Source organism: Hyphomonas sp., from assembly GCF_041398465.1.
Taxonomy (GTDB): domain Bacteria; phylum Pseudomonadota; class Alphaproteobacteria; order Caulobacterales; family Hyphomonadaceae; genus Hyphomonas.
Genome location: NZ_JAWKUS010000001.1, coordinates 1,191,420 through 1,216,460, shown reverse-complemented (window position 1 = coordinate 1,216,460; position 25,041 = coordinate 1,191,420). Strand labels below are relative to the sequence as shown.

Annotated in this window: 23 protein-coding genes; 9 read left to right on the top strand and 14 right to left on the bottom strand. The window is 61.5% G+C overall.

The window, feature by feature from the left end:
- Nucleotides 1-35: 35 nt before the first annotated feature.
- The 5 genes from R3C98_RS06085 to R3C98_RS06065 form a co-directional block, all read right to left on the bottom strand.
- Nucleotides 36-1,118 (bottom strand): PLP-dependent cysteine synthase family protein, encoded by a 1,083-nt coding sequence (locus tag R3C98_RS06085; RefSeq protein WP_371313221.1) that lies wholly within the window; start codon nt 1,116-1,118, stop codon nt 36-38.
- Nucleotides 1,119-1,150: 32 nt separating this feature from the next.
- Nucleotides 1,151-2,047, bottom strand: coding sequence for a DMT family transporter (locus R3C98_RS06080; RefSeq protein WP_371313220.1), 897 nt, complete (start codon nt 2,045-2,047; stop codon nt 1,151-1,153).
- Nucleotides 2,048-2,127: 80 nt separating this feature from the next.
- A complete protein-coding gene (locus R3C98_RS06075; RefSeq protein WP_371313219.1) occupies nt 2,128-3,663 on the bottom strand; it encodes a 2-isopropylmalate synthase in 1,536 nt (511 codons plus the stop codon).
- Nucleotides 3,664-3,813: 150 nt separating this feature from the next.
- Nucleotides 3,814-4,566, bottom strand: coding sequence for a TVP38/TMEM64 family protein (locus R3C98_RS06070; protein ID WP_371313218.1), 753 nt, complete (start codon nt 4,564-4,566; stop codon nt 3,814-3,816).
- An 84-nt stretch (nt 4,567-4,650) separates the two neighbouring features.
- Nucleotides 4,651-5,106 (bottom strand): helix-turn-helix domain-containing protein, encoded by a 456-nt coding sequence (locus tag R3C98_RS06065; protein WP_371313217.1) that lies wholly within the window; start codon nt 5,104-5,106, stop codon nt 4,651-4,653.
- A gap of 206 nt (nt 5,107-5,312) precedes the next feature.
- Here R3C98_RS06065 and R3C98_RS06060 point away from each other — a divergent pair, with 206 nt between their 5' ends.
- Nucleotides 5,313-6,623: a cytochrome P450 gene (locus tag R3C98_RS06060; RefSeq protein ID WP_371313216.1), complete on the top strand. Its 1,311-nt coding sequence runs from the start codon at nt 5,313-5,315 to the stop codon at nt 6,621-6,623.
- Here R3C98_RS06060 and R3C98_RS06055 read toward each other — a convergent pair.
- Nucleotides 6,616-7,818 carry an NAD(P)/FAD-dependent oxidoreductase gene (locus R3C98_RS06055; RefSeq protein WP_371313215.1) on the bottom strand — a complete coding sequence of 401 codons (1,203 nt, stop codon included), beginning with the start codon at nt 7,816-7,818 and terminating at the stop codon, nt 6,616-6,618. The two genes, R3C98_RS06060 and R3C98_RS06055, sit on opposite strands and share 8 nt — an antisense overlap.
- Nucleotides 7,819-7,962: 144 nt before the next feature.
- On the opposite strand from R3C98_RS06055, the gene R3C98_RS06050 reads away from it, so the two are divergent.
- From R3C98_RS06050 to R3C98_RS06040, 3 genes are all read left to right on the top strand, one after another.
- Nucleotides 7,963-8,115, top strand: coding sequence for a hypothetical protein (locus R3C98_RS06050; RefSeq protein ID WP_371313214.1), 153 nt, complete (start codon nt 7,963-7,965; stop codon nt 8,113-8,115).
- 21 nt (nt 8,116-8,136) lie between these two features.
- On the top strand, nt 8,137-8,571 hold the full coding sequence (locus tag R3C98_RS06045) for a group III truncated hemoglobin (protein ID WP_371313213.1): 435 nt from the start codon (nt 8,137-8,139) through the stop codon (nt 8,569-8,571).
- A 108-nt stretch (nt 8,572-8,679) separates the two neighbouring features.
- Complete coding sequence (locus R3C98_RS06040) at nt 8,680-10,191, top strand: inorganic phosphate transporter (RefSeq protein ID WP_371313212.1); 1,512 nt, start codon at nt 8,680-8,682, stop codon at nt 10,189-10,191.
- Between the two features lie 5 nt (nt 10,192-10,196).
- On the opposite strand, the gene R3C98_RS06035 is transcribed toward R3C98_RS06040, so the two are convergent.
- From R3C98_RS06035 to R3C98_RS06025, 3 genes are all read right to left on the bottom strand, one after another.
- The gene (locus R3C98_RS06035) at nt 10,197-10,634 is read right to left on the bottom strand and encodes an ester cyclase (RefSeq protein ID WP_371313211.1); all 438 of its coding nucleotides are present in this window, start codon (nt 10,632-10,634) and stop codon (nt 10,197-10,199) included.
- Between the two features lie 77 nt (nt 10,635-10,711).
- The gene (locus tag R3C98_RS06030; protein ID WP_371313210.1) at nt 10,712-11,887 is read right to left on the bottom strand and encodes an OprO/OprP family phosphate-selective porin; all 1,176 of its coding nucleotides are present in this window, start codon (nt 11,885-11,887) and stop codon (nt 10,712-10,714) included.
- Between the two features lie 324 nt (nt 11,888-12,211).
- Nucleotides 12,212-12,571 (bottom strand): group 1 truncated hemoglobin, encoded by a 360-nt coding sequence (locus R3C98_RS06025; RefSeq protein WP_371313209.1) that lies wholly within the window; start codon nt 12,569-12,571, stop codon nt 12,212-12,214.
- 155 nt (nt 12,572-12,726) lie between these two features.
- Here R3C98_RS06025 and uvrB point away from each other — a divergent pair, with 155 nt between their 5' ends.
- From uvrB to R3C98_RS06010, 3 genes are all read left to right on the top strand, one after another.
- On the top strand, nt 12,727-14,940 hold the full coding sequence (gene uvrB, locus R3C98_RS06020) for an excinuclease ABC subunit UvrB (protein ID WP_371313208.1): 2,214 nt from the start codon (nt 12,727-12,729) through the stop codon (nt 14,938-14,940).
- 226 nt (nt 14,941-15,166) lie between these two features.
- Nucleotides 15,167-16,033: a toll/interleukin-1 receptor domain-containing protein gene (locus R3C98_RS06015; protein ID WP_371313207.1), complete on the top strand. Its 867-nt coding sequence runs from the start codon at nt 15,167-15,169 to the stop codon at nt 16,031-16,033.
- Between the two features lie 3 nt (nt 16,034-16,036).
- Nucleotides 16,037-16,798: a DUF5930 domain-containing protein gene (locus R3C98_RS06010; protein ID WP_371313206.1), complete on the top strand. Its 762-nt coding sequence runs from the start codon at nt 16,037-16,039 to the stop codon at nt 16,796-16,798.
- Here the strand turns inward: R3C98_RS06010 and R3C98_RS06005 are convergent.
- A complete protein-coding gene (locus R3C98_RS06005) occupies nt 16,795-17,556 on the bottom strand; it encodes a hypothetical protein (protein WP_371313205.1) in 762 nt (253 codons plus the stop codon). The two genes, R3C98_RS06010 and R3C98_RS06005, sit on opposite strands and share 4 nt — an antisense overlap.
- A gap of 835 nt (nt 17,557-18,391) precedes the next feature.
- On the bottom strand, nt 18,392-19,732 hold the full coding sequence (locus R3C98_RS06000; protein WP_371313337.1) for a Na+/H+ antiporter NhaC family protein: 1,341 nt from the start codon (nt 19,730-19,732) through the stop codon (nt 18,392-18,394).
- Between the two features lie 230 nt (nt 19,733-19,962).
- Here R3C98_RS06000 and R3C98_RS05995 point away from each other — a divergent pair, with 230 nt between their 5' ends.
- Nucleotides 19,963-20,400: a PaaI family thioesterase gene (locus R3C98_RS05995; RefSeq protein ID WP_371313204.1), complete on the top strand. Its 438-nt coding sequence runs from the start codon at nt 19,963-19,965 to the stop codon at nt 20,398-20,400.
- A 373-nt stretch (nt 20,401-20,773) separates the two neighbouring features.
- The gene (locus tag R3C98_RS05990) at nt 20,774-22,813 is read left to right on the top strand and encodes a caspase domain-containing protein (protein ID WP_371313203.1); all 2,040 of its coding nucleotides are present in this window, start codon (nt 20,774-20,776) and stop codon (nt 22,811-22,813) included.
- A gap of 23 nt (nt 22,814-22,836) precedes the next feature.
- On the opposite strand, the gene R3C98_RS05985 is transcribed toward R3C98_RS05990, so the two are convergent.
- The 3 genes from R3C98_RS05985 to R3C98_RS05975 form a co-directional block, all read right to left on the bottom strand.
- Entirely contained in the window at nt 22,837-23,280 is a 444-nt protein-coding gene (locus R3C98_RS05985) for a DUF4262 domain-containing protein (RefSeq protein ID WP_371313202.1), read from the bottom strand.
- A gap of 151 nt (nt 23,281-23,431) precedes the next feature.
- On the bottom strand, nt 23,432-24,028 hold the full coding sequence (locus R3C98_RS05980) for a hypothetical protein (protein WP_371313201.1): 597 nt from the start codon (nt 24,026-24,028) through the stop codon (nt 23,432-23,434).
- Nucleotides 24,029-24,113: 85 nt separating this feature from the next.
- On the bottom strand, nt 24,114-24,977 hold the full coding sequence (locus R3C98_RS05975) for an ABC transporter permease (RefSeq protein WP_371313200.1): 864 nt from the start codon (nt 24,975-24,977) through the stop codon (nt 24,114-24,116).
- Nucleotides 24,978-25,041 lie beyond the last annotated feature (64 nt).

Genomic DNA, 25,041 nt, shown 5'->3' with positions numbered 1-25,041 from the left:
AGGCGGTTCGTCCCTGAATGACGCAACCCTGAAAATCAGACGCCTGCCGTTACCGCCAACCAGTGCTTATGCGGAGCAAGCTCCAGGCCTTCCCGCGCAATCCAGTCCGGATTGTAGCACGTGTCGAGATAGCGCTCGCCGCCATCGCAGATCAGCGTTGCCACAGATCCCGCCTGCCCTGCCGTGCGCATCTCGTTCATCAGGTGCAGCGCGGCCCAGACATTCGTTCCGGTCGACCCTCCGCATTTGCGGCCCAGCACCTTTTCGAGCCAATGGATCGTCGCAATCGAGGCCGCATCCGGCACCTGCATCATCCGGTCGATCACGCGCGGCTGGAACGACGCCTCGACCCGCGGCCGGCCGATGCCTTCGATCCGTGACTTGGTCTTGATCTTCAGCGACGGATCGCCGGTGCGGTAGTGATCGTAGAATACGGAGTTTTCCGGATCAGCGACGCACAGCTGCGTCTTCGCGGCGAGGTCACAGCGATAGCGGATATAGCGCCCGATCGTGGCCGATGTGCCGCCGGTACCGGCGCTCATCACAACCCAGTCTGGAATGGCATGGTCTTCAAGCGCCAGCTGCGCGAACAGGCTGTCGGCGATGGAGTTGTTGCCGCGCCAGTCCGTGACGCGCTCGGCAAAGGTGAACTGGTCCATGAAATGGCCACCCTGCTCGCAGGCAATCCGCTCGGCCTCGGCATAGATCTCGCCGGGCTCCACTTCATGCGGTTCGCCGCCATAAAAGGTGATCTTCTCGATCTTCGACGGCGCCGTCCCCTTCGGCATGACAGCGATGAAGCGCAGGCCCAGCAGGCGCGCGAAATAGGCTTCTGACACGGCGGTCGATCCGGACGAGCATTCCACGATCACCGTGTCCGGACCAATATGGCCATTGCACAGGCCATAAAGATAAAGCGACCGCGCCAGCCGGTGCTTCAGGCTGCCGGATGGGTGGATGGACTCGTCCTTCAGGTAGAGCGTCTGATCCGGAAAGCCCGGCAGATCCACCTTGATCAGGTGGGTGTCGGCAGAGCGGTTGAAGTCCGCATTGATCTTCTGCACCGCCTCGCGCACCCAGGTACGATCCATGATGGGCACTGAACAGCCTTCCGCCATGCCTGTCTCCTGTCTTCCGGAATTCAGCGCCCTCAATGCGCCAGAAGCACCAGCGCGACAACACCGGCGGCCACAAGCAACACACCTGCGATCTCCCGCGGGGTGACTTTCTCCCGGAAAAACAGGATCGAGATGGCCAGCGTGAAGATCACCTCCACCTGCCCGACGGCCCGCACATGGGCGGCATTTTCCAGCGTGAAGGCCGTGAACCAGCCGAGCGAGCCCAGCATGCCGGTCACGCCCACCAGCGAGGCCACGCGCCAGGCCCGCACGAGATGGGCCACCTGCCCGCGCTCCCGCACGGCCAGCCAGAGGAGAATGGCGATCGCCTGGAACACTGTCACGAAAGCGAGCGCGGCTGACGCTCGCAGCACCACGCCGCCTTCGGGCAAGGACAGGGAGGCCCCGCGATAGGCGACGGCTGAGAGACCGAACAAGCCACCGGACAACACGCCGATCCAGACCTTGCTGTCGATCCGGAAACGCGCCTTTCCCTCACCGCCCGGCATGGAGACGAGGATCACGCCAAGCAGGCTGATCAGGATCGCGATGGCGGCGCCGCCCGTCAGCTGGTCTCCCAGAAGGACAATACCGAACAGAGCCGTCTGCAGCGGCTCTGTCTTGGTGAAAGCCGTGGCGACCGCAAAGTTCGTATACGAAAACAGATGGATCAGCAGGCCCGTCGCCACGATCTGCGCAAGACCGCCCACCATGCCCCAGGCATAGAAGCTGCCCGGCGGCACGCCCACGCCCTGCCCTGTGGCACCGCGCAAGACAAAGAAGAACAGCACAGCCAGCGGCGCGGCGAAGACAAACCGGCTGGCCGTCGCGCCCCAGGTGCTGAGGCGGCCTTTCAGCGTCTTCTGCAGCGCGTTGCGCAAATTCTGGGAGAAAGCCGCCGCAAGGGTGACCGGGATCCAGAGTTCCATGAAACGGTCTCGTCAGCACACAGCAGACCTCTCTCCCGCGCGAGATGCACGAGAGAAAGGGGCTGTTTTCAAGGGAATGATCAGGCCGCCTGGCGCTTTGCCTTGCGGGTTTCCAGCTTGTTGACCGCGTGGAGGTAAGCCTTGGCGCTCGCCACCAGCGTGTCCGGATCGGAGGCCCGGCCGGTTGCCATGAAGCCATCGGCATCGTTCAGGCGCACGGACACGGTTGCCTGCGCATCCGTTCCGCCGGTCACGGCATGCACCTGGTAGAGGTCCAGCTTGCCGGAATGCGGGATCAGCGAGCGGATCGCGTTGAAGACCGCATCCACCGGGCCATTGCCGCGGGCGATCGCAAACTTGTCCTCGCCATCCATGACGAGATCGATCTCGGCCGTCTGCGGGCCTTCGGTGCCGGCCACAACGCGCAGGCGCTTGAACATGGCACGTTCGCCATCTTCCGCCAGCTGATCGTCGACCAGCGCCACGATATCATCATCGAAGACGTGCTTCTTCTTGTCGGCCAGCGCCTTGAAGCGTTTGAACGCATCGTTGAGCGCGTCCTGCTCCAGCACGTAACCCAACGATTCCAGCTTGTCGCGGAAGGCGTGGCGGCCGGACAGCTTGCCCATGACCAGAGACGTCTTGGCCACGCCGACATCTTCCGGCTTCATGATCTCATAGGTCTCGGAGTTCTTCAGCATGCCATCCTGGTGGATGCCGCTCTCGTGCGCGAACGCGTTCTTGCCGACGATGGCCTTGTTGTACTGCACCGGGAAACCCGTAATGCGGCTCAGCATGGCGGAGGCGCGCGACAGGTATTCGCTTTTCACATTCGTCGTGAAAGGCAGCGTATCCTGACGGACGCGCAGCGCCATGACGACTTCTTCCAGCGCGGCATTGCCAGCCCGCTCGCCCAGACCGTTGATCGCGCATTCCACCTGACGGGCGCCATTGGCGACAGCGCTGATGGAGTTGGCGACCGCGAGGCCGAGGTCATTATGGCAGTGCGCCGACCAGATCACTTTATCCGAATTGGCGACATTCTCGATCAGCCGCTTGAACAGGCGGCCATATTCGTCCGGGTGGGAATAGCCGACCGTGTCCGGAATATTGATCGTGGTCGCACCGCTCTGGATGGCGACGTCGATACATTTGCACAGGAAGTCAAACTCCGTGCGGGTCGCGTCTTCGGCGCTCCACTCGACATCGTCGACCAGGTTCCGGGCCTGGCTGACCGAGCGGCCGACGGCTTCGAGCACGGCATTCGGACCCATCTGCAGCTTGTGCTTCATGTGCACGGGGCTGGTGGAGATGAAGGTGTGGATGCGCGGGCGCGCGGCGTTGCGTACGGCTTCGCCGCAGCGCTCGATGTCTTTCTCGGTCGAGCGGGACAGGCCGCAAATGATGGCCTCTTTCGAGCGGCGGGCAATTTCGCTGACGGAAGCGAAGTCGCCTTCCGAAGCGGCGGGGAAACCGGCTTCGATCACGTCGACGCCCATGTCTTCCATCAAGGCGGCGAGTTCGAGTTTCTCGCCATGGGTCATGGACGCGCCCGGCGATTGTTCGCCGTCACGCAAAGTGGTGTCGAAGATGCGGATATGTTCTGGCTTGGTCATGGCAGGCTGCCTGGATCTGGGGAATTCGGAAAAGGATTGGCTGAAGATCCCCTGACCGTACGCCTGCCCCGGACTTAGTGCGGAGCAGTCGGTACCGGCCAGGGGCCGGTAAGAAGCAGGAGTAGGGGCATATTCTTGCGCATGGTGCGGTTATTCCGGCAGATCGTCCGAATTGTCAACCGCGCCTGAACCGATCAGGGCAACAGATTGCCCCGATTTTCGCACGCGCTGGCGCACCCAAAGGGCGATGACCGCATAAACGGCAACTGCGGCCAGCGCGGCAAGGATGGCGGTCACCGGATTGCCCTGCAGCGCGGCCAGCAGGCTGCGCCCGGCAAAGGCAACCAGGATGATCTTCGGGATCGTGCCGACGCCCATGCCCGCCCAGTAAGGCAGGAAGCGCGCATGGCTAACGCCGAATGCCATGTTGACCAGCAGAAGCGGCCCGGTCGGGACGTTGCGCACGACGGCGCTGGCGACAAAGGCATTGCGCCCGATGAAGCCGGCCAGCCGGTTCGCGGTCTTGCCGGCATAGCGGCGGAAGGCCTGCTCCCCTGTCAGACGCCCGACATAAAACGTCAGCGCCCCCGACACCATGGTCGCGATCCAGGAATACGCCCCGCCGGCCCAGGGACCGAAGACAGCCACGGCCGCGGCGATCAGCGCAAACTGAGGTACCCCCAGGAAGGCCGCAACGCAGAAGACAATGATCAGCGCCGGTAAGCCCCAGGGGCTGTCGGCCATGCCATCCATCCAGGCGGTCATCGCCTCCCCGCTCGGCAGAATGCCCAGCTTTCCGAGGCCAAACACGAGCAGCACCACCGCCAGCAACACGCCGCCGAGCAGCATCGCCCTGCGTGCTGGCGTGTCTGCTTGCTGAGGGGGCTGGACGGTGTCGTTCATGTGCGCAGCGTTTGATCTCGCCCGCCCCTTTCGTCAAGCGACAACCCACGGCGGAACTGGTGTCCGGAATGAGGCAGCCTGAATTTACTCGGCCGCGCTCATCATTTCCTTGTGGCGGGCGACCAGTTCAAACAGGACCACGGCGAGGCCGTGACCGGCTGTGCCGACGGTCCACCAGATCATGGCTGGCAACATCGTATAGCTTCCGGTGGTGATATTAATGCCGGTGAACAGGATCATGCCAAAGACGTAGCTCGCAAAGCTGATCCAGAAGGACAGCCGCAGCGCAGCGCGGCCGCGGGCGATTTTCTGCTTCTCCTTGGCCCGGGCTTCGGATTGGGCATCCACAGTCAGCGCCATGACGTCGACATTGAAGGCCGCCGCCAGCGCCGTCAGCGTATCCCGGGAGGCTTTCTCCCCGTGCTCGATCCGCTGGATGGTGCGCAAGCCGATTCCGGCGAGGTCCGCCAGGTGCTCCTGGGACCAATGGCGCTCCTCGCGCCAGCGTTTGATTTTGGCGGTGTCGGCGTGAAACTGCATGATAAGCTCCGATAGCAAGGTTCGTTTCTGTCCACCAGAAAGAGCCTGAAATTTACCTTCCCGCCACGCCACGTGGACGCCACGCGCCCGCCAGACTGCCGCCACAGCCCCGCCAGCCTTTGGGAACCCGGCATTTTCCCGGCGGCACGGCTTGACGGCGCGCCGCCGGACGTCGTCTGCTTCCCCAAAAGAAAAGGGAGGAATTCATGGCCGACGGAACACCCACCGTTTTTCCGGGCTTCAAGCGCGACACGCTGGATGACGAGATCGTCCATCCGGACCTTTATGCCAGTTGGGAAATCCACGACGTCTACACAAAGCTGAGACAGGACGACCCGCTGCACTGGACGGAGCCGGATGGCTTCCGCCCTTTCTGGTCGGTCACCAAGCATGCCGACATTCTGGAAGTCGAGAAGAACAACAAGATCTTCATCAACCATGACCGCACCTATCTGAGCCCAAAGTCGGGCGAGGAATGGATCATGTCGATGACCGGCGACAGCCACCTCTTCCGCACGCTGGTGGATCTCGACGATCCCGTTCACATGAAGCTGCGCGCGCTGACGCAGGCTTGGTTCATGCCGCCGAATTTGCGCAAGCTGGAGGCCCGTGTCGCCGAAATCGCGAAGGAACATGTCGACCACATGGCCAGCCTCGGCGGCGAGTGCGACTTCGTGAAGGAAGTTGCCCTCTGGTATCCGCTCCGCGTGATCATGGAGATTCTCGGCGTACCGAGATCGGACGAAAAATTCATGCTGAAGATGACGCAGGAAATCTTCGGTCCCAGCGATCCGGACGTGGCGGGCGAAAGCGACAACAAGTCGGACAGCGGCCAGACTGTCACCAGCGACGAGGGCGTCGACCTCCTCAAGACGGCGCAGGAACTGTTCCAGTATTTCGGCGCCATCACCGAAGACCGCCGCGCCAATCCGCGTGACGACGTCTCGACCGTTATCGCCAATGGCCAGATCGACGGCCAGCCGATCGGTGAGCGCGAGGCGATGAGCTATTACATCATCGTCGCCACGGCCGGGCATGACACGACCAGCTCGACTGTCTCCGGCGGCATGCTCGAACTGATCAAAAACCCGGACCAGCTGGCAAAACTGAAGAACGACCTCTCCCTGCTGCCGAACGCCATCGAGGAGATGATCCGCTGGACGACGCCGGTGAAACATTTCATGCGCACGGCGACCGAGGATTACACGCTCCGTGGAAAGACCATCAAAAAAGGTGACGGTCTCTGCATCTTCTACTGGTCAGGAAACCGTGACGAGGAGGTCTTCGACGATCCGTTCGAATTCCGGGTCGACCGGGATGTGAAGAAGCAGGTCGCTTTCGGCTATGGCGTTCATGTCTGCCTCGGCATGCACCTCGCCCGGATGGAGATCAAAGCGCTGCTGAACGAGCTTCTGCCGCGCCTTGAGTCGATCGAACTGGCGGGCGAGCCGAAAAGCACGCGGGCGAACTTCGTCTCCGGCCTGAAAAGCCTGCCGATCCGCTACAAGCTCAGCTAGGGCGTTCGGCGGCAGCGGCGGCGCTCGCCCAGGCCCATTGGAAATTGTAGCCGCCGAGCCAGCCGGTGACATCCACGCATTCGCCAATGAAGTGGAGGCCCGGCACAAGGCGGCTCTCCAAGGTGCGGGAGGAAAGCCCGGCGGTATCGACGCCGCCGGCCGTCACTTCCGCTGTGCGATAGCCTTCCGTGCCTGCCGGGCGCGCCTGCCAGTTGGTGAGCGCGGCGGCGAAGTCATCCAGTTTGGCATGCGAGAGGTCGGCCAGCCGCGCGGCGGGGTCCAGGCCTTGCCGGCGCAGCACCAGCTCTGCCAGCCGTTTCGCGAACAGGCTTTCGAGTGCCGTGCCCAGCGTCTGCATCGGGCGGTCATGCTTCACGTCTTTCAGCTGCCCGGCAATGTCGGTGCCCGGCAGCAGGGTCAGCGTCACCGCCTCCCCCGGAGACCAATAAGACGACACCTGCAGGATGGCCGGACCGGAAAGGCCACGGTGCGTAAACAGCATCGCCTCCTCGAAGGCCGCCCCGCCTGCCGCCGCGCGCACGTCGCAGGCGACGCCGGAGATCGAAGCGAAGTCTTCATGGTCTGCGCCGGTGAACACGAACGGCACGAGCGCCGCCCGCGTCGGCACGATCTCGTGCCCGAACTGGCGCGCGATGTCATAGGCGAGGCCCGTCGCGCCCATCTTCGGGATGGAAAGCCCGCCGGTCGCCACCACCAGTTTCGGCGCGGTGTAGTCGCCGCTGGAAGTCTCCACCCGGAACCGGCCATCGGCATGGGTCACCGCCTTGATCGAAGTCTCGAGGCGAAGGTCCCCCTGCCCGGCGGCCAGTTCGTCCAGTAGCATCTGGATGATCGCGCCGGATTTCTGGTCGCAGAACAGCTGTCCCAGCGTCTTCTCGTGCCAGGTCAGGCCGTGGGCGGCCATGAGGCTGGTGAAGTCCCACGGTGTGTAGCGGGCGAGCGCCGACTTCGCGAAATGCGGGTTCTGGCTGATGAAGCGGTTCGCGGCGGTTTCGAGATTGGTGAAATTACACCGGCCCCCGCCAGAGATGCGCACTTTCTCTGCGGGCTTGGCGGCATGGTCCAGCACGATGACGCGCTGGCCCGCCTGCCCCATCCGCGCGGCGCAGAACAGGCCCGCCGCCCCGGCACCGAGCACGATCGCATCATAAGAGAGGGGCTGGGCCGCAGGCATGCCCGGCCTATGCCGCAGGTCTGCCCGCCGGCGCAAGCGGCGCGCACGGTGGCGCGTCCGGTCACTCTGTAAGGTTACGTATTGATTTTTCTGGGGTCAGGCCCGACCCTCCCGACAGAAATCGCAACCGCGCAGGAGGCTATCATGGGGAATCTGACGGTCGACAATCTCGCAATCTACGCCCTGATCGGGTTTGGCTGCCTCATCGTGATCATGGTGGGCATCACGGCTTGGGTCGTGCGCAAGGCGTTCAGCGCGCCGGTGACGCCGCCACAGGTCGAGCCGCCCCAGGAATAGAATCGGAACAGAACGCATCCCATGACCGACACCCTCCGCCGCTCCGGCGAAGAACGCCAGGCTGCGATGGAACGCAATGCGGCAGCCCTCGGCATTGACGAGGCGCTGGTCTCGCAGCTCGTCGAGACCTTCTATGGCCGTGTGCGCGAGGACGATCTGCTCGGCCCGATCTTCCAGGGCGCGCTGGGCGAGGACTGGGGCCCGCACCTGGCGAAGCTGAAGGATTTCTGGTCCGCCGTTGCGCTCGGCACGCGGCGCTATGACGGCCGCCCGATGCCGCCGCATCTGCGCCTGTCCGACCGCATCAACGAGGCGCATTTCACGCGCTGGCTGGGCCTGTTCCGCCAGACCGTGGACGAGCTGATGCCGAATCCCGCCGCCGCGGACTTCTTCTACGACCGCGCGAACATGATCGGCCGGAACTTCCAAGCCGTCATCTTCGCGCTCAAATCATGAGTTTCATGACAGTCTTATGACATCTGCAGCCTGATCTTTCGAATTCGGTTGAAAATTTCTGCGGCATGCGGCTGATGCGGCTCAACGCCTGCATGTGAAGGGGCTCTCATGACCGAAGGCAAGGAACCGACACTCGCCAAGAAAACCCTGGACAAGGACCTTGCCAAACTTGGCAGGGCAGAAGCCGCCGTCCAGGCCACCGCGCGAAGCGTCGTCGCGCCGGGACTCGGCTTCCTGTTCCTGGCGGCTATTATCGTCATCGGCGGCGCCCTTATGGGTGGCCACGACAATGGTCTCATTATCGTCGCCGCAGCCGCTATCGGCGGCTATATGGCGCTCAATATCGGCGCCAATGACGTAGCGAATAATGTCGGCCCCGCGGTCGGATCTAAGGCGCTCACCATCGGAGGCGCGCTGGTCATTGCCGCCATCTGCGAAAGCGCTGGTGCCCTGCTCGCCGGCGGCGACGTCGTCTCGACGATCTCCAAGGGCATCATCGACCCCTCAAAGGTGGCCACGACTGAGACGTTCGTCTGGCTGATGATGGCCGCGCTGATCTCCTCGGCGCTCTGGGTGAACCTCGCCACCGTGCTGAACGCGCCGGTTTCCACCACCCATGCCGTCGTCGGCGGCGTGATGGGCGCTGGCATCGCCGCGGCAGGTTTCGGTGCGGTGCACTGGCCCACCATGGCCTCCATCGCCGCCAGCTGGGTGATCTCGCCCGTCCTCGGCGGCATCATCGCGGCCAGCGTGCTGGCCTTCATCAAGATCTTCATCATCTACCGGGAAGACAAGATCGCTGCCGCGCGCCGCTGGGTGCCGGTCCTGATTGCACTAATGGCCGGCGCCTTCGGTACCTACATGTCGCTGAAAGGCGTCAAGAAACTGATCTCCATCGACATGCCGCACGCGCTGATGATCGGCGCCGGCATTGCGGTACTCGCCTGGCTGGTCACGCATCCGTTGATCAAGCGCCAGTCGCGCGGCATGCCGAACCGCAACCAGTCGCTGCGTCAGCTCTTCGTGTGGCCGCTGATCTTCTCCGCCGCGCTGCTGTCATTTGCGCATGGCGCCAACGACGTCGCCAACGCCATCGGCCCGCTGGCCGCCATCGTCCATGCCGTCGAGGCGGGCGAAGTTGCCTCCAAAGTCCACATCCCGCTCTGGGTCATGCTGATCGGCGCCGCAGGCATCTCCTTCGGCCTCGTCCTGTTCGGGCCGAAACTGATCCGCATGGTCGGCGAGTCGATCACCAAGCTGAACCCGATGCGCGCCTATTGCGTCGCGCTGGCCGCTGCCGTCACCGTGATCATCGCCAGCTGGCTGGGCCTGCCGGTCTCGTCCACGCATATCGCCGTGGGCGCCGTGTTCGGCGTCGGCTTCTTCCGGGAATGGTTCACCGCGAACTCGCGGACGCGCCTGCGCTACATCCATGCCACCGCGCCGAACGCATCGAAGACACAATATGCCGGCGTCCAGCGCCGCAATGCTGCCCGCAAGCTCGTACGCCGCGCTCACGTCAACACGGTCGCCGCTGCCTGGTTGATCACCGTCCCGGCCTCAGCCGTGCTAGCCGCGATCATCTTCTTCGCCCTGGAACACCTCTTCCGCGTGATCTGAGGCCGTCAGGCTAGATCCAGCGCCCGCAGCACGGCGCCCTGATCGAAATAGGGCCGCTCGCAGATGATGCGGTCGCTGTTCGGCGCGAACTCGAACGTCGCCGCCATCCTTACCCGGAAGCTCCGCCCCGTCGGCTCGATCACCTTGTCGCCCACTCGCAGCGGCCCGGTATGCGTACCGGTCAGCCAGAACTCGACCAGAACCGTGTCCCTGGCCTCGTCCGCCGCGATGGAGATGATCTCATTGTCCTGGTCCGGGAAGGGCGTGCGCGAAAGTTCGAAATAGCGCCGCACCGCCGCCTCCCCATCGAACACCTGCCCGCCGCCATGCATCTCGTAACGCGGATGCTCAAACGTCGCGATCACCGCATCCCAATCATGCGTCACCTCCAGCGCCATATGATTGCGAACATTCGCGATGCGGGCTTCGGTGAGTGGGGTCACGGCGTTTCCTCATTCTGGTTTTCCCCGGAGTATCCGTGGAATGGGAAATGAGTCCATAAGGCAGCCTGGAAACCGGCTCAGTATTCAAACTGAATCCTGAACGTCGCGCCAGTGATCGTATCCCCCGTTTCGCCAGCCAGCCATGCTGCCGCGAAGGCCGGATCGATCCCCCCATCCACCGAACCGAATTCCGGTTCGCTGCGGAAAAAGTTAATCCCGGCATGGATGCGCGAGGTGAGGTACCAGTCGAGTGCCAGTATCAGCGTGTCCAGTTTGCCGCCGTTCACATCGCCGTCTTCAAGGTCCAGCGTATCGTAGCGGACCGCTGTCAGCAGAGCCCCCGGCCCTCCCTCCGTGACGGGCCTGTCGATTTTGGGGCGGTCGAATTTGTGCCCCTTGTAGGTGCGCCGCCCGCCCAGCATGTACCCAGCCTCCAGGTACCCGCCGGTAAAGGTGGCGTTGCCGCCTCCCGTCATGTCGTCTGAAAGAATAGCGGCTTCTGCTGCAATCCATGCCGGACCTTTCAGCCAGGCAAACTCCGCTCCCGCAAACAGGTCTTTGCCCCCTAATCGAGGCGTGGCAACAACGCGGCCCGCATTATGCGTAAACGGACGTTGCCGATAGCGGAAATCCGGAAGACTGCCTCCCGCTTCCCGCCAGCGCGCGGACAAACCGATGTGCAAAACTTCACCTTCCGGGCGCTTTGGCGTGAACACATAACGCCCCGCAATTGCATGCCCCTCGGAAAAGGCCTCATCGTTCACATTGGATGCGAACACACCTGCGTAAAATGAATGGACGTCGCCGATCCGCTCCAGTTGGACGCCCAACCGCCGCTCGAACTCGAATGCGTCAGTGAAAGCGGCACGTTCAAAATCTCCGGAGACCCATTCCGAAGTCTGCTCGTCTAGGGAGTTCGCTGTCTTGAAATGCCCGAGACGGACGGACCACCCGGGCGCCGCGAGCGCCTTTTTGAAATAGACATCTGTGACGGCGACATTGCCATCATCGTCCGTGACAAGTTCGGCTTTCCATTCGGCGCCGCTCTTCTTTGCTGTAATTCCAGCGCGGAATTGTCGAAGTTCCGCGCTATCCACCGTAAAATCGGACCGGGATGCGTCTGCCCAGGTGTAGTCGACCTGGCCACGAAAAGACGGCTTGATCTCCCAGCCTTCTTCCGCCGCTGCGGAAGGAGCAAAGCACGAGAAAATGGCCAGGCAGCTGCCTGCCAGAAACTTGCAACAAGTGCGCATCCTGCCCCTCAATCCTACAATTTTCTGGGTCCCCTATATCGGTTTTATGACACTTTTTTATGTGTTGTATGTCATTTATTTTACGGTGGTATTGCAGCTTGTTGGCGCGGGGGCTTTTCCGTCTCAGTCACCCCGATCGAACACAACAAGAACACCCTAGACAGTGCCGCTCCATATCTCAGGGCATGGCTCGGTCTCCCTCCAAAACTGCTTCGGGAGCTCCGGCGATCTTCGAGGGGGATGGCTTCGCGCGCGATATGGCGGGGGCGCCACGATGGGAACACCGCACACCCCACTGGCAGACCTGGAAAGGCGAAATAGCGGCTACTGGCCGACCACTTCGTTCTTCATACTGAAGAAGGTGAACAGGACTTCTTCCTTTTCGCGCTGGCCAACATTGTTCTTGTCGAGCGCCTGGAGCACGTCGTCGAGCACGGCCATGAACTCGTCATTGGAAATGTTCATGCCGCGATGCGTGCCGATCATGTCCTTGCCCTTGTAGACGGCGGGGCCGCCTGTGCCGGTGATGAAGAACTCCGCCGCGCCTTTCTTCACTGCTGCAACGTCGGAATCGACATAGCGCTGGTTGATCGCCGGGTTGGCGAGATGAATGTCGACAAGGTCGCTGGCGAGTTGCGTGATGCCGGATTCCCCACCCAGCCGCTCAAACAATGATTGAGTCATTTCCTACCTCTCCCTGTTTTTCTTTAGATTTTACCTCTTAGCGGCCCTGTGGGCAAACCGGGCCCTGCGGCCGCCGCGTCCGAGGCGTGCACTCAGCACCGAACACAACAAGAACACCCTAGACACGCTCCCTCCCCCGCTCCATATCTCGGGGCATGGCCCGGTCTCCCTCCAAAGGCGTATCTGAAATGCCCATGATGTTCGGGGCGGACGGCTTCGCGCGTGATGCGGCGGGGGCGCTGCCGTCGGACAACTGGACGCCCCACCGGCCGGACCGCAACTGGGTCAGCGTCGACGATTCCCGGCCGCTGCGGGTCGCCTCCCCGTATGAGCCGGCGGGCGACCAGCGCACGGCCATTCCGGAGCTCGTCGAGGGCATCCAGGCCGGCGAACGCGACCAGGTCCTCCTCGGCGCGACGGGCACGGGCAAGACCTTCACCATGGCCAAGATCATCGAGGCGACCCAGCGCCCGGCCCTGATCCTCGCCCCCAACAAGACGCTCGCCGCGCAGCTCTATGGCGAGTTCAAATCCTTCTTCCCCGACAATGCGGTGGAGTATTTCGTCTCCTACTACGACTATTACCAGCCGGAGGCCTATGTGCCGCGGTCGGACCTCTATATCGAGAAGGAATCCTCCATCAACGAGGCCATCGACCGGATGCGCCACTCGGCCACCCGCGCGATCCTGGAGCGCGACGACGTGATCATCGTCGCCTCGGTCTCGTGCATCTACGGCATCGGCTCGGTCGAGACCTATACGTCGATGACCTTCAAGCTGGAGGAGGGCCAGCGCATCGACCCGCGCGCGGTGGCAGAGCGCCTCGTGGCGAACCAGTATGTGCGCAACGACATCAACTTCGTCCGCGGCTCGTTCCGCATCAAGGGCGACGTGATGGACATCTTCCCCGCCCACTATGAGGACCGCGCCTGGAAGCTCTCCTTCTTCGGCGACGAGCTGGAGAGCATCACCGAGTTCGACCCCCTCACCGGCCGCACGCAGCAGAAGCTGCCCGCGATCAAGATCTACGCCAACAGCCACTACGTCACGCCGCGCCCGACGCTCAACCAGGCCATCGAGCAGATCAAGTCGGAGCTGAAATCCACCATCGCGCACTTCCAGAAGCACGGGAAACTGCTGGAGGCCCAGCGCATCGAACAGCGCGTGCAGTATGACATCGAGATGCTGGCCGCCACGGGCAGCTGCAACGGCATCGAGAACTATTCCCGCTACCTCACCGGCCGCAAGCCGGGCGAGCCGCCGCCGACCATGTTCGAATACCTGCCCGACAACGCCCTCGTCTTCGCCGATGAGAGCCACCAGACGATCCCCCAGATCGGCGCCATGTTCAAAGGCGACTTCAGCCGCAAATCGACGCTGGCCGAATACGGCTTCCGCCTGCCCTCCTGCATGGACAACCGTCCGCTGAAGTTCGAGGAATGGGACGCCATGCGCCCGCAGACGGTGCACGTCTCCGCCACCCCCGGCCCGTGGGAGCTGGAGCGCACCGGCGGCGTGTTCACCGAACAGGTCATCCGCCCCACCGGCCTGCTCGACCCGCCGGTCGAGGTCCGCCCCGTCTCGAACGACGGCGCCAACCAGGTGGACGATGTCATGGCCGAGGTGAAGGCCGTCGCCGCAAACGGCATGCGCTCCCTCATCACGACGCTGACCAAGAAGATGGCGGAAGACCTGACGGACTTCCTGCACGAGAACGGCGTGCGCGTGCGCTACATGCACTCCGACGTCGACACGATCGAGCGGATCGAGATCATCCGCGACCTGCGCCTTGGCGTGTTCGACGTGCTGGTCGGCATCAATTTGCTGCGCGAGGGGCTCGACATTCCGGAGTGCGGCTTTGTCGGCATCCTCGATGCGGACAAGGAAGGCTTCCTGCGCTCGGAGACCAGCCTCGTGCAGACCATCGGCCGCGCGGCGCGCAACGCCGAGGCGCGCGTTGTTCTCTATGCGGACAAGGTGACCGGCTCCATGCAGCGCGCCATGGACGAGACGGACCGCCGCCGCGCCAAGCAGCAGGCCTATAATGAGGAACACGGCATCACGCCGACCACGATCCGCCGCGACGTCGCCGACATCCTCAGCGAGCTCGGCGAGAAGAAGGACGTCTCGGCCAAAGGCCGGGGCCGCGGCAAGGATGGCGGCAAGTCCCGCGGCCGCACCCGCGCCGTGGCAGAGGACAAGGCCCCCGCCCTCGAGGGCGGCAGCGGCCACAATCTCAAGGCCGTCATCGCCGACTATGAGAAGCAGATGCGCGAAGCCGCCGCGAACCTGGAGTTCGAAGAAGCTGCGCGTCTGAGGGACGAGGTGAAGCGGCTACGGGAGGAAGAGCTGGGGCTATCGAGCTTTTAGCTATTAGGACCGTGGTATTGGACAAAAACCAATGCTCAAGCACCGCGATGGGTAACACCGGCCAACTCGATCATAGGCGACGCCCGCATAATCAACCCCACCTTCGGGCAGAACTAGGAATAAAGAGCAATAAAATACTTGCCACCTTCAATAGAAAATTATTTACGTATCAAGGTATTGAGAGTTTGTCCCGGATAGAGACTACGATTCCATTTTGGAGGTAGAATTGAACATCCCTGAGCGCATCAAGTTGATTAAGCAAATCAGCGAAGAATTGTCTTCAGAAGATTGGAATTACATTGATCTTGTCTTGGAAAGTTGCGGCGCCAATACCACAGATGAATGGGAGGGAGGCAACAGGAAATCGTACATCATGAGTATGATAAAGACCGCCACAGACGCCACTCTGACCACTATTGCTGAAGCCGCAGGGCTTCAGGAAAGCAATACCCAAGAAGCAGTAGGTCATTTATCTGTAAACAGTAGATTCAACATATTCATCTCACACTTGTCATCCCAACAGAAGTTTGCTGCAGACCTGCAAAATGGATTCAAGAAATTTGGCATCTCCAGTTTCGTAGCCCACAATGACGTGGAACCGACTACAGAATGGCAAGACGCGATAGAGAAATCGCTACGAACTTGCGATGTGCTTGTCGCACTCCTACATCCGGGCTTTCATGAGAGCAAATGGACCGATCAGGAAATCGGCTTTGTAATGGGGCGCAATAGACCAGCATTTACTGTTTCTCTTGGAGAAGCACCTTATGGGTTCATCGGTCGCTTCCAAGCATTCAATGGACGAGGAAAAGACGCATCAGCCCTCGCAAATGAGATATTTGATAGACTTTTAAATCATAAAGAGACTGCTCCCCGACTATCGATATCTCTAGCACGAGCTTTCGAAGATAGTGGAAGTTATGCTCGAAGCGTCGAGCTTATTGAGCAACTGGAAAAACTGAACTCCGCGTCTGTTGAAGTCCAAAGTATCGTTGAATCGGCGCTTACGGGAAATAGCCAAGTTTACGGTGAACGTATTCACTCGGTACCGGGAAGAACCAAAGCCCTTCTTGATTCCTGGAAGAGAAACTGACGAATGACAAATAAACCGGATTCTGATCCCGCTACAGAACAATCGTTTCTGGAACGCTATTTCCCAGAGCGTCAAGTTTATCATAGAAGCGGTGGCACTATACGCTTCATAAGCTTCTCTCCAGCGCAGCAAATTTTTGCCTTCATTGTGGGCACTTTGTTTTTTGCGTGGTGCGCTTTTGCTACGTCATCAATATTGCTTGGCTCATTATTGAATCAAGATTCCCATAATTTGGAGCCTCCCAGTATATCCAAATTGCAAGCGCAACTAGATCGTCTTGAGGCGGACAAAAACAACTCCGACCAGAAACTAATTGCATACCAAGATGAGATAAAGCGTTTGAATGTTATCATTGCCAACCAAAGCAAAAAACAAAACGACACAGACGATCCTAGCAAAAAAGTTGCGGATATTGCTTCGGAAAACAAAGCTCTCGCTACATTAGTTCAGGACCAACTTGCAAAAATCAATTCTATCGAGGCTGCTTTGTCACGCGAAACTGCAGAGCGGAAGCGATTGGAACAGCGTATCGATACTCTGGGAGTAATGGCGTATACTCGCATCGCGGACACGTATCGATATTTTCGGAACACGATCGACTCTTTGGAACCGGAAAACACAATCGAGCCAAACAAAAGATTGGAGTATTTTGTATCGATTGTTCAGGGTGCCGTATTTGGAGTATTTGCTGGAATCGCATGGATCTTAGGTTTCGTGACCACGCGCATTTTATTAAGAGGACAAAACTCCATCAAAGATAGCTAGGGGTCTATCAGTCTACCCTCCTCCCGCTCCCGCCGCCTAATCTCCGCCAGTTCACTCCAATAGTCGCGATTGCGGTCCTTTTCGCGGAGCTCGGCGTAGAAGGCGTCGGCCTCGTCCTTTGACCAGGGCCTGGGCTCTGGCGGGGGCAGCGGCGGCAGGCCGGCGGCGTCCCGGGCGGCGCGTTCGGCTTCGGCCTCCTCATTGATGCGCCGGGCATATTCCATCGCTCGTTCGAGGCCTTTCTGGCGCACGATCACGGCCGCCTGGTTCTGGAACCGCTCCATCTCGCCCGAGCCCGCGCGGCCAAAGGACAGCAGGCGGGCGAGGCGGCGGATGGCGGCCATCTCTTCCTCCGCCGCGTCGAGGAAGCCCGCCTCTGCCAGGGCGAGCGTGCGGGCGCGGGCAAGGTCCACCTGCCGCCGGGCGCCCGTTGAAGGCCGGTCCTGCATCTCCTCGCACATCTCCCACAGCTCATCGGCTTGCTGGCGGACGGCCTCGATCTCTTCCGCCCCCTCCCCTCGCGCAGCCTCTTGTTCCTTCCGGGCGTCTTCGCGGGCTTTCAGGTCTGCCTGCCGGTAGCCGTCCTGCCGGGCCCAGGCGGTGAGGGTCGGCTCCGGAATCTGGAGGCGGGCGCGGATGCTGGCGAGGCTTTCGCCGCCAAGGGCCGCTGCCCGCGCGAGAAGGCGCAGGGCGTCGGCCTCCGCCTGCGGGCGGCGGGAACGCGTCTTTTCTGATCTGGTCGTGGTTTGCTCTGTCATGCGGCAGAGACTGACACAGACGCCAATCAGACGAATTCACTTTTCCGGCGGGCGCCATACATGGCGTTTACACGGTGTTTAAACGGTATTTTGCACGGTGCCGGGAGACGATCTGTCCACCATCCCTGAATTGGGCATGATCCGTGTGCAGTGCAACAATTTCACAGGCAAAACGGAAGCTGTGGAATTCTTCGCGTGAAGTACGAAAATTTTTTGACAGGGACTCGACTCAGGCGAGCTTTGATGAGATCGTTTCGTTAAGCCAACGAAACCCGGCGGGAGCAGACCCGCCAACGGACGAAGGCAGAGCACGTCGCCCCCGGATCAATCCGGGTCAGGAGCAAGGCTGTGAGAGCAGCGGCGCAAAGGGCCCGGCGGGATGAAGGGACAAAGCAGGCGGCGTATTCCAGAGGGGTGTCAGGCCCCTGAAGGAAAGGCTGTAGGCCATGACCGGAGCGCGATCCGAAGCATGGTGGCAAAGCTGAAGCACGACAGTTCCCAACGGGGCAACCCGGAGAGAAAGCTGAAGGAAATCAGCGGCGTACAGGTGACGATGGCATCGCCCGAGATGCTGCGGAACCGCGGACGAAGGCTGCCTGAAAAGGCCGCCCGAAACGGCCGAGCGCGCCAGCTCGTTCCCAAGACGAGCAGGCGACCGGCCGGGTCCTGAAGGGGTATCGGGAAGCCTGTTAGCGCAGGCCGAAACTGCCCCGGTGTGAGATGACCGGCGACGAGTGCTAGCACAGTGTCTCGGTAGTCCGATTCGAAACACCAGGAAAGGCGTCCTCCTCCGGGAGGGCGCCTTTTTCTGTTGTGGTCTTGCTGTGTGTACGGATCAGCTGAGCGCGAGGCCGGCGAACAGGTAGATCACCGAGGTGATCGTGCCCGCGGCCACGGCATAAGGCAGCTGCGTCGCGACATGGCGGACATGGTCGCATCCTGCAGCAAGACTTGCGATCACGGTCGTATCGGAGATGGGCGAGCAGTGGTCGCCGAAGACGCCGCCGCCGATCACCGCCGCCAGCATCAGCTCCGGCGGGAAGCCCACGGCCTGCGCCACGGGCATCGCGATGGGCACCATGATCCCGAACGTGCCCCAGCTCGTCCCGGTCATGAACGCTGTGATCCCCGCGACGATGAAAACCGCCATCGGCACCAGCGCCGCCGGCAGGTAATCCGAAACAATTCCAGCCATGTAGGCCCCTGTCCCCAGCGCCTTCAGGCTCGCCCCGAACGCGATGGCGAGCAGCAAAACGGTGACCGGCGGCACCATCTCGCCGATGCCGCGGAAGAAGCGTTCCTGGATCTCTGCGCCGGTGAAAACCTTGCTGACCCACAGCATCACGGCAGCCAGCGCAATCGCCACGCACACGCCCCACAGGATCGACAGGCTGCCGCTCCCGGCCAGCATGTTGCCCTTCCCCGTCCACGCCATGAAGCCGATCGAGCCTGCGACCATCACCAGCAAAGGCAGCCACATATGGATCGCCCGGTTGGCTGGCGTGTGGTCCGCCTCTTCCAGCTCCGCCGCGCCCGGACGCGCCTCCAGATCTGCCGTGCGCATAGGGCCAAAGGTGCGGTTCAGCGTGACGGTCAGGAACACGCCCGCCACCGTCAGCAGCGCATAGGCGTTCCACATCACAGTGCCGGCGACGACGCCAAGGCTCTGCTCGCCGTAATAGGGTTGCACCAGCGTCAGCACGTACGCGCCCCAACCGTTCAGCAGGATCAGCGCGGAAACCGGTGCGGACGTGGAGTCGATCACATAGGCAAGCCGCTCACGGGACAGGCCGTGCGTATCGAACAGGCGCCGCCCCAACACGCCGGAGCTGAGCAGGCTGACATTGGTCTCCACGAAGACCAGCGTTCCGGCGATGGCGGGCGCAAGCCCTGCGCGGCGCGGCGTGGAAGTCAGGCCCTTGCGGTCCAGCAGGCCGACGGTGGCATCCACCCCGCCGGATTCCCGCATGAACACGATCAGCGCGCCGATCAGGAGGCAGAAAACCAGCACGCGCGCATTGCCCGCATCGGTCATGACCTGCACGGACCGCTCTGCGGACATCAGCGATCCGAGGACCGGATTTCCGCCCGCGATCAGCGTCTCGGACGCCACAAGGCCAAGGCCCAGCGCGACATAGACATTCCGCGACAGGGCAGCGACGAGGATTGCCAGCACTGGCGGCAACAGGGTCAGGATTTCCAGGGCTCAGCCCCCCTTTGAATCAGCTTGGGTCAACCTCACCCGGCCCGGCGCTTCTGGCAAGGCACGGGTCGCGAGCCGGACAGCGTACCGTCATTTCGCTTGCTTTGCGGGCACGCGCTCCATCATGCCATTGCCGCCCGGTCAGGGCTTGTGCGCCGTTCCAGCGCATGCGAGTTCCATAAAAGAACTTTTGGAGCCTTTTCATGACCTATCTCATACCGGATGAAGCCGCGACGCCCGAATTCATCAACAAGCGGAATACCGACACGCTGCCAGGACACCTGGGCATCACGCTGACGGACGTCCGGCGCGACGGCACGGCCGGCGGCTTTGCCATTGCGGCCCATCACATGGCGCCGAATGGGTATCTGCACGCCGGCAGCCTCGTGACCCTGGCGGACTCGCTGTGCGGCATCGCCTGCTCTGCCAGCCTGCCTTCAAAGGCTGCCGGATTCACGACCATCGAGCTGAAATCCAATTTTTTCTCGACCGCAACCGAAGGCCATGTCGACGGGGTTGCAACACCGGTCCATCTCGGCGGCACGACCCAGGTCTGGGACTGTGAAGTCACACACCGCGAAACCGGAAAGCGAATGGCGATGTTCCGTTGCACGCAAATGGTTCTATCGCCCCGAACTTAGCCGAGATTGCTGGCGGCGTGGGCGGGCTTATGCTTAACTTTCTCCAGATTTGTGGAGGGAGGATAACGGCATGACACGCCATTTGAGGGCATTGCTGGCCGCAAGCACGCTGGTTCTCGCCGTGGCGTGCGCCAGTACGCCAGACTCTACGACCAGCACCGAAAACGCCGCGAGCGAAAACTGGCTTGTGGCGGCCTGGCACTGGATGTTCCCGCCGGAAGCGCCCCCACCACCACCTCCTCCTCCTCCTCCTCCTCCTCCTCCTCCTCCTCCTCCACCTCCACCTCCTCCTCCGCCTCCTCCGCCTCCTCCACCTCCGCCTCTGGTGACAGAAACGGTTGCAGGGTTTCCTCCGGCTGAGCTGTACGGAGTGATGCAATCGTCGGGTCTGGACCCCTACGATCCGGCCAATCGCGAAGTCATGCGCGCCTTCCTGGTCGCGCACGGCGTGCCGCAGGAGAAAACGGAAAACGTGTTCGGCTATTTCGGGATCTATCCCGGCGAGCCATCGAGACCGATCGGCTCATCTTTAGGAGGCAGCAGCTCATCAGGTGGCAGCCGGAGTGATACCGGCCACGGCGATTATGACGGCGCGTTCGGCGACGGCGGATATGACGCCGACGACAAGGATTATGCTGCTGCGGGCGATCCGGAATATCCGCCGATCGAAGAAGAAGCGGCCACCGACCAGGACGACCTGATCGATTTCCTGCGGATGAGCGGCGTGGACGTGCCAGATGGCGCGACACAGGAGGAACTGGAAGCGCTCCTCTTCGAAACGATCAATCTGGAAGACATCGCGCCTGCCGCGGGCCCGGGCATCACGTCCGAGTGTCAGGCCGAACTGGAAAGCCCGGAGACGTTCAGTCTGGTCTGTGAGATGTTCGATCAGGCGACCCAAAATCGTGAACTCAAAACCGCCAAGGTTCCCGCAGGGGATGACCCCTACGCCACGCTGCGACGTATTGCAGCTGAAGTCGCAGGCGGAATGGAACGCCTGCAAATGGGAAGGCATGAAGCGACCCTGTGCGTCTGGAACATGCCCGATAGCGGGAATGCGGAGGATTACTATTATTTCGAGAATTGCAGCGTCTGGACGGAACCACTCAGCAAGCTGGTCGATGCAGGAGCCGGCAATTTCAACACCGGCCGCGTCGCCCATCAGGCACCGAATGAAATGGTCGTCGATCAGGCCTATTTCCTGGAAATCGCCATCCAGCCGCTGACGCAAAACATCTCGGTCGAAGCGGCCGATACGATGCTGACCAGCACACTGGGCACGGGCCTCGCCCCTGGCAGCACGGAAACACCCTTCGCCATTGAGTTCGATACGGTAAAGGCGTCGAAGATCATGTCAGCCACGCTGGAAGGCGACGACGAATTTGAAATTCGCGCCATGACTCCGGAACAACAGGCTGTCCTTCCGGACGCGCCGACCGTGTGGAAGTGGCGGGTTGTTCCGAAGGAGGACGGCTACGGATCCCTCCGCTACAATCTCTCGCAGAGCCTGGAAGTCGATGGCGAACGGTTCGAACGTTCTGTGAAGACGATCTGGCAGGATGTCGATATCTCCACCATCGACGACTTGCTGGAAGACGATCCCCCGCCCCCGGCGCGCGATACATCCATCATGGCGAGCACGCTGGTCGCCCCGACGAACAATGGCACGCCCGAGATTACGTCTGTGGCGGCCGCACCCGGATGCACTTTCACCGAAGGCACCGATCCGGACCGGTTCGCAATGGTCCTTTCCAACCTCGCCTACAATCCGCCGATCAGTCGACTGGCGGTGACCCATGCAGATGGGGACCGGATCGCCGATGCTCTGACGGAAACGGGGTTCAGCGTCCAGCGCTGCCGCGATACAGGCCGAAGCGCAACGCTCAACGCGATGCGCGAAATTGGCCGCAAGTCCCTCGCCCGCAAGCAGGCGGGCGCCCATCCAGCGACCTTCTTCTATTACTCCGGACACGGTGTGAATATTGACGGTACGAACTATGTCCTGCCTGTCGACCTGCCGGGCGCCAGCACCTGGGAGATCCAGGACGGTGCCGTCAGCTTCGAACAGATATTCAACATCGTCTCGACGACGGTCGCCTCGACCAGCTTCATCGTGTTCGATGCCTGCCGGACTGTGATGGATGATGAAAGCCGGGGCATGCTGCGCAGCTACCAGCCGGTGACCTGGTCAACCGGCGTGTTCCAGGCCTATGCGACCGAGCCCGGCAAGACGGCCGCCGATGACGGCGCCTATTCCGAGGAACTGGCCCAGCGCCTGCCCGCCTCCGGCGTACCGGCAAACGTCCTGTTCAAGCGCGTGCAAGACGCCGTTGCCCGCCGCACGAACGAACAGCAGCATCCGAACTATATCGACCTGACAACCGGCGGGGATTTCTACTTCCAGCCCGAATAAGCAACGCCACTCGGTTCCGGCTTTTAGTCCCAGAGTTTAGTCTGCGCCTCGATCACGTCCGGGACGCATCCGGGATCCCACGGAAAGAGTCCCTGTTGCGCACCCGGCCAGACAAGCTGGTACACTTCAGGCCGCCCCTCATGCCCGGTTTCCTTCCAGTACCAACCCGCTGAAGTCGCATACTCTGTGAACAGGTTTTCGTGTGTTGCCCGCATTGAGACACACGAGAACCCTTCCAGAAGATCATCCCAATACTGCCCGTGTTCGACCCGTTTGCCGTTCTTTATCTGGCGGAACATTTCCCACAACATCGAGTGCATCAATTTCGAGGACAGTCCGAAAATGATGAATTCCGGCGCGTTGAGTGTTGTAGAAAATCCGATGGAGTAAGTGAAATCCGGCGCAGCTCCCTCCGGATCGAAAACGTGGATGCTATGCCAACCATGTTCCCGGATGTTCGCGAACATCTGCTGCTCAAGCTGATTGTATGCCCGATGCGTCATTCAACGAGGTTTGGAACATGCCGATATCTGAGACAACCCTAAACAAAGAAGCCGCCTGCTCCCCCTACGGCGCAGACGGCTTCCGCTGTCAGTCCCAGCCCCCTGGGCGCAGCAATCAGTAGCGCAGCGGCGACTCTTCCTTCGCCGGCTCTTCCGGTGTCGGCACCGGATCGGGCGTGCCTTTGATCAGCGTGTCTTCCGGCGTCACGCCGGAGCTGGCCGCCGCGCAGCAACGCACCTGCATCTCCAACACCTTGCTGTTGAAGCGGCATTGCTGGTCGTTGATTTCGCGCATGATCGACATGCCGCCAGCGCGATAGGTGTAGCGCGTCTGGGTACAGCTGGTCAGCGTGAAGCCCGGACGGCAGGTGCCGATGGCAGAATTCTGAATGGTGCGGGTTTCGCAGACAACATCGTCTGTCTTGTTGGCCGCCTCTTCCGCGCGCGCCATGGCAGCGGCGGCGAGGTCTTTCGCCTCGGCGGCCGCAGTCGCCGCGCCATCGGCAACGTTCCGCGCCTGCGAAAGGCGCATGTCTGTGTCAGCGAGAGCCACGGATTGACCGTCGATCTCCACTTTCAGCTTGCAGACGCCTTCGTCCTGATGATCCGGCACGGCGCAGTATTGCGCGACCGTCTGTTCCTTCGGAATGCCCTGGCAGGCAGCGGTAACCGCTGCGAGCGCCACGGCGGCGAAAAGTCCTGATTTAGCCATTCTAGGCCTCCGTCATGTCCAGCTCGGGCAGACTTTGGGCTTCCGACGGCTACGGGGTCAACCTTACTCGCGGATAAAGCGAGTCTCAGGCCTTGAGTTTGTAGCCCGACCGGAAGAGCCACCAGACGGCCAGAATGGAGATCGCAGACAAGGCACCGGTATAGGTCACACCCGTCCAGATCGAGGAGTTGGAAACCCCGAGGAAACCATAACGGAACCCGTCAATCATGTAGAAGAAAGGATCGAGGTGGGCCATCAGCTGGAATGGCGGTGTCATCACCTTGATGTCGTAGAACGTGCCCGACAGGAAGGACAAAGGCACAATGACGAAGTTCGTCACGGCGGACAGATGATCGAACTTGTCGGCCCAGATGCCGCCGATTGCGCCGAGACCGCCCAGAACGATGGCAGATGTCATGCTGAACCAGAGGATCGGCCAGACATGGGTCACCGACAGGCTCGCCAGGCCGCTCAACTGGATGCCGATACCGGAAATGATCGCCACCAGCAGGCCGCGCACGATCGCCCCGCCGAGGAACCCGGCGGTCAACTCCAGAGGCGACAGCGGCGGCATCAGAAAGTCGACATAGGTGGAATTGAATTTGGCCTGCACCAGGCTGGAGCTGGTATTCTGGAAAGCGTTCTGCAGGATCGCCATCACGATCAGGCCCGGCGCCAGGAAGTCATTGTAATTCAGGCCTTCGAAATCCCCTGTCAGGTTCCCGCGGTCGCCGAACGCCAGCTTGAACACGGTCATGAACAGCAGCGTCGTGACCACAGGTGCCAGGATGGTCTGCATCCACACCTTCATAAATCTGCCCACTTCCCGTTTGAAAAGCGTCCACAGGCCAAGCCCGTTGACCGCCCCATACTGGCGGACATTGCGGCTGGCTGAGGTGGAAAGGGCCGGTGCGGGCGCCGGTGCGGCGGAGGAGTCGGTCGAAGTCATGGCGACCTATGTAGGCGCAATCAGGCCCCTGTGCGAGTGCCGATTTACGGAGTTTTTCTGAACC